The 13,642-nt window shown below is 68.7% G+C and carries 11 protein-coding genes; 4 read left to right on the forward strand and 7 right to left on the reverse strand.

Annotation, left to right across the window (positions count from 1 at the left end):
- A partial coding sequence (locus ACFU5M_RS32290) for a DUF5682 family protein (protein WP_379055009.1) occupies positions 1-277 on the forward strand: 277 nt, incomplete at its 5' end.
- Positions 278-427: 150 nt separating this feature from the next.
- Positions 428-1,585: a VWA domain-containing protein gene (locus tag ACFU5M_RS32295; RefSeq protein ID WP_379055011.1), complete on the forward strand. Its 1,158-nt coding sequence runs from the start codon at positions 428-430 to the stop codon at positions 1,583-1,585.
- Between the two features lie 186 nt (positions 1,586-1,771).
- Here the strand turns inward: ACFU5M_RS32295 and ACFU5M_RS32300 are convergent, their stop codons facing one another.
- On the reverse strand, positions 1,772-2,602 hold the full coding sequence (locus tag ACFU5M_RS32300) for a phosphatase PAP2 family protein (RefSeq protein ID WP_379055013.1): 831 nt from the start codon (positions 2,600-2,602) through the stop codon (positions 1,772-1,774).
- 424 nt (positions 2,603-3,026) lie between these two features.
- On the opposite strand from ACFU5M_RS32300, the gene ACFU5M_RS32305 reads away from it, so the two are divergent.
- Together ACFU5M_RS32305 and sigJ are read left to right on the forward strand one after the other, a co-directional pair.
- A complete protein-coding gene (locus ACFU5M_RS32305; protein WP_379055015.1) occupies positions 3,027-4,211 on the forward strand; it encodes an NAD(P)/FAD-dependent oxidoreductase in 1,185 nt (394 codons plus the stop codon).
- A complete protein-coding gene (gene sigJ, locus ACFU5M_RS32310; protein ID WP_379055017.1) occupies positions 4,208-5,104 on the forward strand; it encodes an RNA polymerase sigma factor SigJ in 897 nt (298 codons plus the stop codon). Before ACFU5M_RS32305 ends, sigJ begins: the two co-directional genes overlap by 4 nt.
- A gap of 56 nt (positions 5,105-5,160) precedes the next feature.
- On the opposite strand, the gene ACFU5M_RS32315 is transcribed toward sigJ, so the two are convergent.
- The 6 genes from ACFU5M_RS32315 to ACFU5M_RS32340 form a co-directional block, all read right to left on the reverse strand.
- Positions 5,161-7,689 carry an ABC transporter permease gene (locus ACFU5M_RS32315; protein ID WP_379055019.1) on the reverse strand — a complete coding sequence of 843 codons (2,529 nt, stop codon included), beginning with the start codon at positions 7,687-7,689 and terminating at the stop codon, positions 5,161-5,163.
- A 34-nt stretch (positions 7,690-7,723) separates the two neighbouring features.
- A complete protein-coding gene (locus ACFU5M_RS32320; RefSeq protein ID WP_379055021.1) occupies positions 7,724-8,500 on the reverse strand; it encodes an ABC transporter ATP-binding protein in 777 nt (258 codons plus the stop codon).
- A 72-nt stretch (positions 8,501-8,572) separates the two neighbouring features.
- On the reverse strand, positions 8,573-9,199 hold the full coding sequence (locus ACFU5M_RS32325) for a DoxX family protein (RefSeq protein WP_379055023.1): 627 nt from the start codon (positions 9,197-9,199) through the stop codon (positions 8,573-8,575).
- A 239-nt stretch (positions 9,200-9,438) separates the two neighbouring features.
- Complete coding sequence (locus tag ACFU5M_RS32330; protein ID WP_379055025.1) at positions 9,439-10,365, reverse strand: hydroxymethylglutaryl-CoA lyase; 927 nt, start codon at positions 10,363-10,365, stop codon at positions 9,439-9,441.
- Positions 10,366-10,525: 160 nt separating this feature from the next.
- Complete coding sequence (locus tag ACFU5M_RS32335; protein WP_379055027.1) at positions 10,526-11,746, reverse strand: CaiB/BaiF CoA transferase family protein; 1,221 nt, start codon at positions 11,744-11,746, stop codon at positions 10,526-10,528.
- A 616-nt stretch (positions 11,747-12,362) separates the two neighbouring features.
- Positions 12,363-13,292, reverse strand: coding sequence for a TauD/TfdA dioxygenase family protein (locus ACFU5M_RS32340; protein ID WP_379055029.1), 930 nt, complete (start codon positions 13,290-13,292; stop codon positions 12,363-12,365).
- Positions 13,293-13,642: the final 350 nt, after the last annotated feature.

Below are 13,642 nucleotides of genomic sequence, written 5' to 3' on the forward strand. Positions count from 1 at the left end.
CCTCGGCGGTCGCGGTCTGTTGCTGGTGCACGACCGGGAACTGTTGCGGCTGATCGACGACTGGCTGCGCGCCCTCGGTGACGAGACGTTCGTGGAAACCCTGCCGCTGCTGCGCCGCACCTTCGGCGCGTTCGAATCAGGTGAGCGCCGCGCGATCGGGCAGGCGGTCCGCGACGGCGGATCCGCCGCCGCCGCGTCGGCCGTGACGGGCATCGACGTGGACCTGGCCGCGGCCGCGGTGCGCACAGCGGCGGAGATCCTCGGGATCTCGGTATGAGCGGAGACAGTGTGAGCGGTCGGGCCCGCAGGCCGCAGCGCGGCCTGACCACCCAGGCCCCTGCGCACACCGGAAAGGACGCAGCATGAGCGATCAGGCAATCCGTCGCGACCGCAGCGGAACTCGCACTCGTACCGGGGAGGGCAGGGCATGACCGACGAAACACAGTCTCAACGCTGGCGATTGGTGCTCGGTGCGGCCGCGGAGGAAGGACTGGGCGGGCTGGGCTCCGGTGCGGACGCCGCCATGGACCGGGCGCTGTCGGCGTTGTACAACACCGATGACGAGACCTCGCCCGGCAAACGCACCGGCGGTTTGCAGGGCTCGGCCCCGCGTGTGGCCCGCTGGCTCGGCGATATTCGCGGCTACTTCCCCGCCTCCGTCGTCGAGGTCATGCAGCGCGACGCCGTGGAGCGGCTCGATCTCACCCAGTTGCTGCTGGAGCCGGAACTGCTCGAGGCGGTGGAGCCCGATGTGCACCTGGTCGGCACCCTGCTGAGCCTGAACCGGGTGATGCCCGAGACCACCAAGGCGACCGCGCGCATGGTGGTGGCGAAGGTGGTGCGGGAGATCGAGCAGCGCGTCGCGGCGCATACCGTCGCCGCGGTCTCCGGTGCGCTGAACCGCGCCGCCCGCGTCACGCGGCCGAGACTGCGGGATATCGACTGGAACCGCACCATTCGCAAAAACCTCGCCACCTACCTGCCCGAGCATCGCACCGTGGTGCCCGAACGCCTGGTCGGCTACGGCCGCAAGGCCCAGGCGGTGCGGCGCGATGTGGTGCTGGCCATCGATCAATCCGGTTCGATGGCCGCCAGTGTCGTGTACGCGTCGGTGTTCGGTGCGGTGCTCGCCTCGATGCGGTCACTGCGCACCTCGATGGTGGTCTTCGACACCGAGATCGTGGATTTGACCGACAAACTCGACGACCCGGTAGAAGTGCTGTTCGGTACGCAACTGGGCGGGGGCACGGACATCAACCGGGCTCTCGCCTACTGCCAGTCCTTGGTCACCCGCCCGGCCGACACGTTGTTCGTCCTGATCTCCGACCTCTACGAGGGTGGCATCCGCGACGAGATGCTGCGGCGTGTCCGCTCGATGCAGGAGTCGGGCGTTCAGATCGTCGTACTGCTCGCGCTGTCCGACGACGGCGCACCCGCCTTCGACCACGACAACGCCGCGGCCCTTGCCGCGCTGGGCATCCCGGCCTTCGCCTGCACGCCCGACAAATTCCCGGAGCTGCTGGCGCTCGCTCTCGATCGCGGCGACGTCCAGTCCTGGGCGCACACCAACGCCGCCCACCACTAGATCGGCCTTCGCACCGATCCCACTTGCGCGTTGCGCGATTGCGACAGTGACCTGGACATAGCCCTTCCGGCCGCGGCGACCCGTCGCGCTCCCTGGTTTCGGCCTCCGTGGATCGCACCATGCGGCGCTCGTGCGCGGAACCCGCACCGCGATGCAGAGCGGCACGGAATCCGCGCACGGACCGGGTCAGCTGGAGTAACCGCTGCTCGAAGCCGTTCTCGTCGGCACGGGACCCATCACTCCCCACGCGGTGGCCGCCGCGGGGACCACGAAGGGATGCACAGCGGCGGACACCGCCAGCAACACGACAGCGACCATGATGTCCAGCCAGTAATGGTTGGCGGTGCCCACGACCACGAGCGTGGTCAGCGCCGGATGGGCCAGCGCGAGCCAGCGCCACGACGTGCGGGTCGCGGCGACCACCGCGACACCGAGCAATAGTGCCCAGCCGACGTGTAGCGAAGGCATGGCCGCGAACTGGTTGGAAAGCCCGCCGGAATCGGCGTCGCCGTAGACGGATTGGCCGTACCGCGCGGCCAGATCGACGAACCCCTGATCGGGCAGCATCCGCGGCGGCGCGAGCGGAACCAGGATGTGCACCACGAGCGCGGCGCCGGTCAGCGCCACCATGAGATTCCTGGTCCAGCGATAGTGCTCCGGACGGAATATCCACAGCCACAACAGGACCCCGACGGCCACGGTGAAATGCGCTCCGGCGTAGTAGAAGTTGGCCGGAACCGCCAGGAATTCCCGGTGCAGGAACAACGCCTGAACCGACCGCTCGTCCAGCAGGCCGAGCCGTCTTTCGAAACCGAGCAAGCCGTGCGCGTTGACCATGGCGCGCCCGGTGTCGTCGGCGGTGACCAGCCGCCCGGCGCGATAGCCGAGGTAGAGCACCGTGATGAGGACGAGCTGCCCGACCGCCTCGCCGCCGCGACCGTGTACGGCCGTCCGCACTCGCGCGACGGCTCCGCCCGGCGCGAACTCCAGTCCGGAACCGAAGTTCACAGCGACCATCGCGCGGCCTCCTTCCCCGTTGAAATCAGGCCGTTTACCGAGAGTTAAGTGGAGTGATAACCTCCGTTTAATCTAGCACTACGAAACCGACAACTTCAGCAAGATGTGACCGGGCAGACACCGTCCGGAAGATGGACGAGTTCACCTGCGAGACAGGTGAATTCGCGATCACTGCCGCCCACTCGCCCGACCTCGGAGATGGTGTCGTCAGGCACACGAAGCTGCGATCCAACGACCTCCCGCCGTCGGGCGTGATGCCGATCGCCCGCGAAGAGGAACCGATCCCGACAGTCCACCGGCGATCGCGGTCGGGTCCGGATCGGTGACGGCTCCAGCCGATGAGCCCGACGCGAACCGGGAAGTGGAGTGACGCACATCACATCAGAGCGTGTCACGTTCCGGCGAGCCGCGGTGTCCCGAGGGCATGACTGAACACGACAAACGCCACAAGGTCCTCGTCATCGGGGGCGGTTACGCCGGAACGTTCGCGGCCAATCGGCTACGGGTGCGCACCGATGTCGACATCACGCTGGTCAATCCCCGTCCGCAGTTCGTCGATCGAATCCGGTTGCACCAGTTCGTCGCAGGCACCGGCGACGCGGCGCTCGACTATGGCACGCTGCTCGGTACCGGCATCGAGTTGGTCGTCGACAGCGCCACACGCATCGACACCGCCACCGGTATGGTGCGGCTGGCGTCGGGCCGCGCGCTGGATTACGACCACGTCATCTACGCGGTCGGCTCCACCGCGGCGACCCCGGCTGTGCCGGGTGCGGCCGAGTTCGCCTTTCCGCTAGCCGAATTCGAGGACGCGCAACGATTGCGAGCCAGGCTCGACGAGTTGTCCCTCGATGCTCCGATCACCGTGGTCGGCGGCGGACCGACCGGCATCGAGACGGCCGCCGAACTGGCCGAACAAGGACGCGCGGTCACGCTGGTGAGCGGCGCAACCCTGATGCCGTCACTGAGTGCGCGGGGTCGCCGCTACGTCGCCGGATGGTTGTCCCGGCACGGTGTCACCGTGCTCGAGGCGAACGCGGTGACCGAGGTCCGGCCGGAGGCGGTCGTCTTCGCCGACGGTGCGGTGCGTCCGAGCGCACTCACCATCTGGACCACCGGTTTCGGCGTGCCGCGGTTGGCGGCCGAGAGCGGGCTGCGGACCGACACGCTCGGCCGTCTGCTCACCGACGAGACGCTGACCAGCGTCGACGACGCTCGCATCGTGGCCACCGGCGACGCCGCCGCACCGTCGGGCCAGCCGTTGCGGATGAGCTGCCAGGCCGCCGGGCCACTCGGGGCGCAGGCCGCCGACACCGTGCTGAGCCACATCGCGGGGACCGAACCCGCGGTAGTCGACCTGGCCCTGCTGGGGTCGTGCGTCAGCCTCGGCCGGCGCGTCGGCATCCGGCAGCTCGCCCGCAAAGACGACACCGCGGTGAACCTCTACATCGGGGGGCGCGCCGGCGCGAGAATCAAGGAGGTGACGTGCAAGATCGGGGTGGGGAAGATCCGCCGCGAGGCCCGTAAGCCGGGTTCCCTGGCATGGCCCAAGGGAGGCCCGCGTCCCGAGCAGCCGGTCTCCGCCGGGCCGGTGGTCACGTCCGCATGACGCCCGACGAGCATGCCGAGCGGTTCACCCTGCTGCGTCCGCTGCTGTTCACGATCGTCTACGAAATCCTCGGTTCGGCAACCGAATCCGACGACGTGCTGCAGGACAGCTATCTGCGCTGGGCCGAGGTGGACTTGGCGACGGTGCGCGACACCAAGTCGTATCTGGCACGGCTGGTGACCCGTCAGGCGCTCAATGCCCTGCGTGCGGGCACGCGCCGTCGCGAGGACTACATCGGCCCGTGGCTGCCCGAACCGCTGCTGCTCGACGAGCACGACGCGTCGGCCGACATGGTGCTCGCCGAGTCGGTGTCGATGGCGATGCTCGTGCTGCTGGAAACACTCACTCCCGACGAGCGTGCGGTGTTCGTCCTGCGTGAGGTGTTCGGCTTCGAGTACCACGAGATCGCCGCAGCGGTGGACAAATCCGTGATGACGGTGCGCCAGGTGGCACACCGCGCCCGCGAGCATGTGCGAGCTCGGCGTAGGCGCTTCGAGCCCGTCGACACCGCGACGATCGCGCGGATCACCGACCAGTTCATGGCGGCGACGACCACCGGTGACACGCGGGGGCTGCTCGCGCTGCTCGCTCCGGACGCCACCTGGACCGCCGACAGCGGCGGCAAGGCCACAGCGGCGCGCCGGCCGGTGGTGGGCGCGGAGCAGGTGGCCGCGGTACTCATGAATTTGTTCCACACCAGGTGGCGGACGTCTGACATACGGATGGAGATGGTCAACTGCAACAACACGCCCGCGATGGTCGCCTACCGCGGCGACCATCTGGAAGGCGTCTTCCTGATCGAGATCTCCGACGGCAAGATCACCAATTTCTACGCCATCCGCAACCCGGACAAACTCGCCAAGGTGACGGTTCCGCGCCGGATCAGCCGGTAGGAGGCCCGACGGTGCGGCGACCCGATTCTCTCGCCGAAGGGGATAAAGTCTGCCTTTCAGAGGTCGGCGATAGCCGCCAGTGGCGGTGTGCGCGCCGCCCGCACCGCGGGCCACAGGGCGGCGAGCACCCCGACGACCGCCGAGCTGATCAGGACCAGCACCAGCTGACTCCACGGGATGGCGATCTGGTCGAGGCCGAAATCGCGCAGCGTGCGCAGGAAACCGACGCCGAGCCCCAGCCCGAGCAGCATGCCGACGACAGCACCGAACACCGCGATCAGCATCGACTCCAGATAGATCGTCCGGCGCACCTGAGGGCGCTGCATACCGACCGCGCGCAGCATGCCGATCTCCCGGCGTCGCTCCACCACCGACAGCGCGAGCGTGTTGACGATGCCGAGGATCGCGATCACCACCGCCAAGGCGAGCAGGCCGTACAGGATGGCCAGCAGGGTGTTGATCTGCTTGCCCTGCGCGCCTTTGAACTCCTCACGGTCCTGCACCTGCACCACGACGAACTGCTCGGTGGCCTTCTCCAGGTCGGCTCGCATCTGGGTGAGGTTCGCGCCCGGTTGCGCCTTGATCAGCACCAGGAAGTTGGTCCGGAAGTTGAGCGGGACGACCTCGTCGTAGACCGTCTGCGATACCACCATCGGACCGAGCAGCGGATTCTTCTTGTACAGACCGGTCACGGTGAGCGGGACCTTCTTGCCGTCGACGCTGGTCGGGGTTACCTGGTCGCCGACCTTCCACCCGCGGTCACCGGCCTCGTCCTCCGACACGAGCACGTCCCTGGCACCCAGGGTGTCGCTGCCGCGCACGATCTCGTAGTTCAGCACGTCGGCCAGCGGAGCGTCCGGCGAGGTGGCGAACACCTGCTCGTCGCCGAGCTTGAAGCCTGCGCCCCGCATTCCCACCGCTTGCTGTACTCCCGGCACTTTGCCGCGCGCGGCGTCGGCCGCGCCGAACGGCACACCGAGCAATTGCGGGCCCGCCAGCACATAGTCGGCTCGCACGCCTTTGTCGACCAGCACACCGACGCTGGCCTTCGCCGAGGCGCCCAGCATGCCGATCGCCGAGACCAGCATCAGTCCCAGGGTGAGCGCGAACGCCGTGGCGGCGGTGCGGCGAGGATTGCGCGCCGCGTTGTTGCGCGCCATGCGGCCGATCGGCCCGAACGGGCGCACCAGCGCACCGAGCCCGCCGACCAGCGGTCGCGACAGCGCGGGCGCGGCGAGCAGCACGGCGAAGATCAGCCCGAGCGCGCCGACCCCGACCGTAGCGGCCGCCGTGCCGCCGGTGCGCTGCGCACCCAGCACGACGAATCCCGTGCCGAGCACGGCCAGCACCACACCGCAGATCGTGCGCAGGCGCAGCGACTCCCCCGCCGAGGCGAACTCTTCGCGCATGGCCTGCACCGGCGGAATGCGCGAGGCGCGGCGGGCGGGCGCGTAGGCGCTCACCATCGTCACCGCGAGACCTACCAGGAGCCCGACCGCGATGGTGCGCGGCCGCACCGCCATCGATCCGGTCGGCAACCCGAGGTCGAAGGCGTTGAGCACCGCCGACAATCCGAACGCCAGCCCGACACCGGCCGCGAGGCCGATCGCACTGCCGATCAATCCGATGACGAACGCCTCCGCCACCACCGACGTGCCGACCTGCTGTCTGCTCGCGCCGACCGCGCGCAGCAGCGCCAGCTCGCGCAGCCGTTGCGCGACGATCATCGAGAACGTGTTGTAGATGATGAACGTGCCAACGATCAGCGCGATCGCGCCGAAGGCGAGCAGGAAGTAATTGATGAAGTTCAGCGCGTTGGAGACTTCCGTCTTCAGGTCCGCACGCACCTCGTCGCCGTTCTGCACCTTGTAGCCGGTCAGCTCTTTCGCGAGGTTGTCGCGCAGTTCGTCCCCGGGGATGCCGGTGGCCGCGAGGTCCACGTAGGCGACGTGCAGGCCGTCGGTGAACAGCTTGCGCGCCTGCGTGTCGTCGAACAGCACGCCGATGAAACCGCCGGTGTCGGACGGGACTTCGTAGACGCCGGTGAGGGTCACGTCGATGGGATCGGGCTGGGAGGGAATGAGGATCTTGGTCCGGTCACCGATCTTCAGTCCGGCCCGCTCGGCTCCGCCGGTATTGAGCGCGATCTCGCCGGGCCGGGCGGGCGGGACGCCCCGCAGGAATTTCTCCGGCTCCGCCACGGCCTTCTCCGGTGGCAGATACGACTTGCCCAACGTCGGCGCCCCGCCGGTCTGCACCGCTTTCTTGCCCGCCTGATCGAGCAGGACCACCGGTCCGTTCACGCTCGGCGCGACCGTGCGGACGCCCGGGTACTTCACCAGCTCGTCCACCACGTTGTTCGGGACGCCCTGCGCCTGACGCTCCTTCGGGCTCACCCGGACATCGACGCCCTTCGCCTCGTTCGCGAATATCCCGTCGAAGGTGCTCTGCAACGTGTCGGTGAACACGAACGAACCCGCGATGAACGCGGTGCCGAGCACCACCGACAGGAGGGTCAGCGCGAGCCGCACCTTGTGCGCGGCGAGATTGCGCAGCGCCACTTTGCGCATCGGACTTCCGGCCATCACGCCCGCCCCCGATTCTCCCGCGAGCGCCCGCTCACGCCTGCTCCAACGCTTTCATCCGGTCGAGCACGGTGTCGGCGGTCGGATCGCGCATCTCGTCGACGATGCGTCCGTCGGCCAGGAACACCACCCGGTCGGCGAACCCGGCCGCGTGCGGTTCGTGGGTGACGATGACGACCGTCTGCCCGAACTCGTTCACCGCGGCGCGCAGGATCGACAGCACCTCCTCCGAGGCGCGGGAGTCCAGGTTGCCGGTCGGCTCGTCGCCGAAGATGATTTCCGGCTTGCCCGCGAGCGCACGGGCGCAGGCCACCCGCTGCTGCTGTCCGCCGGACAGCTCGCTGGGACGGTGGGTGAGCCGATCGATCAGCCCCAGCCGCTTCAGCACGGTGTCCAGCCACTCCTGGTCGGGCTTGCGCCCGGCGATGTCCAGCGGCAACGTGATGTTTTCCAGCGCCGTCAGCGTCGGCACCAGGTTGAACGCCTGGAAGACGAACCCGATCCGGTCCCGGCGCAGGCGCGTCATCTGCTTGTCGGACAGGCTGGTCAGGTCGGTGTCGCCGATGCGGACGGTGCCCGAGCTGGCGCTGTCCAGCCCGGCCAGGCAGTGCATGAGGGTCGACTTGCCCGATCCGGACGGGCCCATGATCGCGGTGAACTCGCCCTTCGCGAACTCGGCCGACACTCCGTCCAATGCCCTGACCTGGGTGTCACCCGATCCGTAGACCTTGGTCAGTTCGATAGCGTGGGCCGCGACATCGGTCGATGCCGCCGCGTCGGCGGTGTCGGCGCCCAAGGCTTGGGAAGTCATGCCGTCCAGTCTTACCGGCTTCGCGGTCCCACGCCATCAGGGAAGACCCTGTGTTCGATCCGTGGCGGACAGCTATTCGGAGATCCAGCCGAGCTCGACCGCGTTCTTGTGCATGAAGTCTTCGACCGCGGGCAGCGTGAGGAACGAAACGGCATACAGGGCAGCGAGCAGCCCGATCGCGGCGGCCCAGCCGCGAGAGCGGGTTCCCAGCAGGCCGGTGCCGCCTTGTCCGACACCAGCAGAGCTGCCCGCACGCATCTGCGGCAGCCGACGGTGAGCAGGCCGCAGCATCCACGACGCGACCGCACAGATCACGAGCATCAGTGGCATCGACCACGACTCGACACCGTCACCGACTGCCAGATGGGACAGCACCGCTCCCGACCACAGGAGGAATGCACCCGTGTACGCCCATTCCTCGAGCAGCAGTAATCCGGGCGCGACGATCGCGACGGCCGCACCGACTTGCCACGCACCCAGAATGTAGGCCAGGAAGTGCGGGTATCCCAGGTGTTGCAGCTGGACTTCTATCCATTCGATCGTCAGCAGGTTCCACACCGATCCGGCAACCAACTCGGAGACGATGACAAACGTGGTGGCCCGGTAGGCGATGGCTCGGGCCCGGCTGCGGGTTCGGTCGCTTCGTGTGGCGGGGGCTGACTTCTCCGCCGTCGTGTGCTGGAGCGTTGTGGTCTGCATAGCGTGGTGGACGCCTTGTTCGGTCATGCCCTCGAGACACCGCGGATCACCGAAACATGACACGAGACGAGGTGATGTGCGCCACACTGCCCGCAAGCCCGGGGTCCATTCCGTTCTGCGCGGTTGCGCCATCCGGCTCCGCGCACCGCTGCCTCGCTGAACTCGTGCGACGCACGTCCTCCGAGCGGATGTGGGCCGGACAGGCCGAGGGTGCTCGGGCTCAGGGCTGCCCGGCCCGACTACGCCCGCTCGCTGCTGACCACCCACTCGAAGGCCGACGCTTTCGATCGGGCGCCTTCGAGGGTGCGCGAGCGGTTCGGTTCGCCGAGTTCGGCCAGCAGCTCCTCCGACATGTTCACCAACGCGGCCAGGGTGGCGGGGGTGAACCAGTCCGGTCTGGTGGCGAAGAGGATGTCCTCGGATGCGGTGTTGCCGCTCGCGCCGGGCGCGAAGGGGCAGCCGCCGAGTCCACCGAGTGCGCCGTCAACCATGTCCGCGCCCGCCGCCACGGCCGCGAGGGTGTTGGCCACCCCCATTCCCCAGGTGTCGTGACCATGGAAGACCACGCGCCGCGGCGGCGTCCGCTCACGCACCGCGGCGACCAGCGCGGCGACCTCGCCGGGATGAGCTTGTCCGAGCGTGTCGGCCAGGACGATGTCGTCCGCGCCCTCGGTGCGCGGGTCGCAGGCGATGGCCAGCACCCGCTGCGGGTCGACCGGGCCGTCGAACGGGCAGGTGAAAGCCGTCGCCAAGCAGAGCTGAATCGACCCACCCACCTCGCGGGCCAGTCGCACCGCGTCCGGCATGGCGGCGACGCTGTCGTCGGTGTCGCGCCCGATGTTCGCCCGGTTGTGCGCGTCGGAGACCGAGAAGCAGTACTGGAAATTGCGCACGCCCGCCGCGGCGGCCTTCTCGACATGGCGCGGCGTCGCCACCCACACCCAGCAGTGGCGCAGTTCCTCCGGCGTCAACGCGGCGACCAATTCCATGGTGTTCGCCATCGGCGCGACCAGGTCCGGGCGCGCCATCGAGCCGATCTCCAGCGCGGGCACCCCGAGCGCGAGCAGCCGGCGCACCATGTCCACCTTGCGCTGCACGGGCAGCAACTTGCCGGTCAGTTGTAGTCCGTCGCGCAACGTGACGTCGCGCAGCACCGGCGCGGTCATCGCTGCTCCCGAGCCCGGTGGTGACCGCACATCACGCCGCCCCACGGCTTCTCGCCCGCCCCGGTCGGATTCGGTTGAACGGCGGGCCTGCTGGTGCCCGGCGAGAGCAACTCCCGTGCGCCCCGTCCCTTCGGGCGCCTCCGATCGTGCGGCGGCGTGCTCATCGCGCCTCCAATGCGTCGATCTCGGCCTCGCTCAGGCCGAGCAGACCGGACAGCACCTCCCGGGTGTGCTCACCCAGATCGGGGCCGACGGTCCGGATGGGCAAGGACTGATCGCCGATCACCGGGACGATGCCGGGGAAGCCGACGACCTTCGGCTCCGGCGCGCCGACATCCACGGCGAACGGCTGGATCATGTTGCGCGCTCGATACTGCTCGTCGGCCACGATGTCGGCCGCGGTGTAGATCGGGCCGCACGGGATGGCGGCGGCGTCGAGCAGTTTCAGCGCCTCGGCGCGGGTGTGCCGGACCGTCCACTCGCCGATCGCCGCGTCCAGCCGCTCGCGATGGCGCCAGCGGCCCGCGTTGTCCTGGAGTTCCGGGTCCGCGGCCAGATCGGGCCGGTCGATGACCGCCATGTAGCGCTGGAAGATGGCGTCGCCGTTGCCGCCGATGATGATGCTGGTTCCGTCCGCGCACGGGTAGGCATTGCTCGGCGCGATGCCCTCCATCCGGCCGCCGACGCGTTCGCGCTGGATACCGTAGGCGAGATAGTCCGGCACCAGCGACTCCATCACCGACAGGATCGCCTCGTTCAGCGCCACATCGATCACCCGCTCTTGCAAGGGAACCGGCGCGTCCCGCCCGGTGCGGCGCTCGCGCTGGAACAGCGCCATCACGGTGCCGAACGCGGCATAGATGCCCGCGATCGAGTCGCCGATCGATACTCCGGTGCGTACCGGAGGACGGTCCGGATCGCCCACCAGTTCGCGCAGGCCACCGACCGCCTCGGCCACCGCCGCGAAACCGGGACGCTCCGACAGCGGGCCGGTCTGCCCGTAGGCGGAGATCCTGGTGATCACCAAGTCCGGATTCGCCTCGTTCAGCACCTCGGGGCCGAGGCCCCACTTCTCCAGCATGCCGGGACGGAAGTTCTCCAGCAGCACGTCACAGCGGCGAACCAGGTCGAGCACGATGCCGCGCCCCGCCTCGGTGCGCAGATCCAGCGTGATGGACTTCTTGTTGCGGTTGATCGTCCGGTAGAGCATCGAGGTGTCGCCGCCGTAGAGCCGCCAGTTGCGCAGCTCGTCGCCCGCCTTCGGGCGTTCCACCTTGATCACCTCGGCGCCGAAATCACCGAGGATGCGCCCGGCGGTCGGCGCGGCTATGTAATTGCCGAGTTCCAGGACGCGTACTCCGTCCAGCGGCCGAATACTCATGACAAACAGTCTGGACCATGAGGTGCTCTGTTGGTTTTGCGGCGCCGCGTGTTCGCGGCCCCGAGAAGTCTCGCGTCCGCGCGACCGAGACTCGCGACTTCGTCGCATGCGCTTCGGTCACTCGGACGCGAGACGGGCCGCGAACGGTGGTCGCAAGGACTCGCACTCCTCGTGTCGCTCATCGCGGGTCGACTCCTGAGGTGACGGCGGCGACCGCGTTCCCGCGACCTGAACGGTTGCGGTCGTCCCCGAGGGCGGTGGGAGCAGCACCCGGCAGGGCTGCGAGTTTCTCGCCCTGCGGGGCTGAGGTCCGGGCAGGTTGCGGGTCGTCGGCGGTGTCATCGACCGCCGAGACTGCTTGTCCACCCCGACCGGACTCGTGAACCCGGCGGTGGGCTCTCCCGCCAGGTCCACGCCTCGTCGTCGCTCTCGGACCGTCGCACCAACCGACCGGAATCCGCGCCTCGCGGTCCGGTGGCCGACGGCGTGTCGAGAGCACGACCTGCTCAAATCGCGGATCGCTGCTCGGTGACGGCGACACCGGGTCCCCGCGACCCGCGGACACCGCATGGCCCCTCAACAGCCGGAGGTTCCGGCAACCATGCGGGGTCCTCGCTCAGGACGCGAGCAGCTGCGTGTCCTCGATGATCGAGTAGTGCTCGGCGCTGCCCGCGATGCTGGTGCTCGTCGAGCCGTCGACGCCGACCGGGACGTCGCCGGCCAGCGTGATGCGGGTCAGTTTGCGCGGCTGGTCGTCGTAGTCGTCGATGGCGTAGTGCTGGGTGGCGCGGTTGTCCCAGATGGCGACGTCGCCCGGAGCCCAGTTCCAGCGAGCGGTGTTCTCCAGACGAGTCACCCGGTCCTGGAACAGCCGGAACAGCGCCTGCGACTCCGTGCTGGACAGCCCGACGAACTGCTTGACGAAGTGGCCGAGCAGCAACGCCCGCTCTCCGGTCTCGGGGTGCACGCGCACCACCGGGTGCTCGGTCTCGTAGTAGGTGGACTCGAACTCCACCCGGTAGGCGGCCGTGCCGGGGCGCGGCGTCTCCTCGACGCGGGCGTAGTCGTAGACGTTGGTGTGCACGGCGCGCAGGGATTCGGCGAGCCGCTTGAGCGGCTCCGGCAGCGACTCGTAGGCCGCCACGGTGGAGGCCCAGGTGGTGGCGCCGCCGTAGGACGGCAGGTGCACCGCGCGCAGAATGGACGCCTTCGGGATGCGATCGACGAAGGTGACGTCGGTGTGCCAACTGTTGGCGCGACCGTGCTCGGAATCGATCGCCAGGCTCTTCACCCCGTGCGAGGTGACCGTCGGGTGCGGGGTGGTCGGCGACCCGAGCAACTGGGCGAACTCGTACTGCGCGTCCTCGGTGAGGTGGTCCTGCCCGCGGAAGAAGACCACCTTGTGCTCCAGCAGCGCGCGATGGATCACCTCGACGGTGGCGGAATCCAGGTCGCCACCGAGCCGGACATTGTCGATCCGCGCGCCGATACGGGCGCCGAGCTTGGTCACCAAGGCGGTGGTTGGGGTGGCGGGTGCGACCGTCATGAGATCACCTTCGCTGTCGAGATCGGTTACTGCTCACTCGAGCACATCACCGAGACCACCCTGCTGACCAGGGTTTTCGTCGCGCTGATCGCAAACAGGACGGGACAAACCCAAGCCGCCCGCCCCCCGGAACACGGCGAACCCACAGCCGAACCTCGCCCCCCAGATCGCCACTCGCGACAACCGAAGCAGACCAGCCCCCAACAATCCCGACCCGAGCGCCATCCGCGCCCCAGCGCCGCCGGTCCGAGCACACCAGCCCCGACAGGTGCGAGTCTTACGAGCGCCGTTCGCGGCCCGTCTCGCGTTCGAGTGGCCGAAGCGCATGCGACGCAGTCGCGAGTCTCGGT

Source organism: Nocardia sp. NPDC057455 (assembly GCF_042802775.1).
In the GTDB taxonomy this organism is placed as follows: domain Bacteria; phylum Actinomycetota; class Actinomycetes; order Mycobacteriales; family Mycobacteriaceae; genus Nocardia.

What these genes read in the sequence shown, in the direction of transcription:
- sigJ (WP_379055017.1), top strand. Translation starts at nt 4,208, where the DNA reads ATGACGCCCGACGAGCATGCCGAGCGGTTCACCCTGCTGCGTCCGCTG.
- ACFU5M_RS32335 (WP_379055027.1), bottom strand. Translation starts at nt 11,746, where the DNA reads ATGAGTATTCGGCCGCTGGACGGAGTACGCGTCCTGGAACTCGGCAAT.
- ACFU5M_RS32300 (WP_379055013.1), bottom strand. Translation starts at nt 2,602, where the DNA reads ATGGTCGCTGTGAACTTCGGTTCCGGACTGGAGTTCGCGCCGGGCGGA.
- ACFU5M_RS32325 (WP_379055023.1), bottom strand. Translation starts at nt 9,199, where the DNA reads ATGCAGACCACAACGCTCCAGCACACGACGGCGGAGAAGTCAGCCCCC.
- ACFU5M_RS32330 (WP_379055025.1), bottom strand. Translation starts at nt 10,365, where the DNA reads ATGACCGCGCCGGTGCTGCGCGACGTCACGTTGCGCGACGGACTACAA.
- ACFU5M_RS32305 (WP_379055015.1), top strand. Translation starts at nt 3,027, where the DNA reads ATGACTGAACACGACAAACGCCACAAGGTCCTCGTCATCGGGGGCGGT.
- ACFU5M_RS32340 (WP_379055029.1), bottom strand. Translation starts at nt 13,292, where the DNA reads ATGACGGTCGCACCCGCCACCCCAACCACCGCCTTGGTGACCAAGCTC.
- ACFU5M_RS32315 (WP_379055019.1), bottom strand. Translation starts at nt 7,689, where the DNA reads ATGGCCGGAAGTCCGATGCGCAAAGTGGCGCTGCGCAATCTCGCCGCG.
- ACFU5M_RS32295 (WP_379055011.1), top strand. Translation starts at nt 428, where the DNA reads ATGACCGACGAAACACAGTCTCAACGCTGGCGATTGGTGCTCGGTGCG.
- ACFU5M_RS32320 (WP_379055021.1), bottom strand. Translation starts at nt 8,500, where the DNA reads ATGACTTCCCAAGCCTTGGGCGCCGACACCGCCGACGCGGCGGCATCG.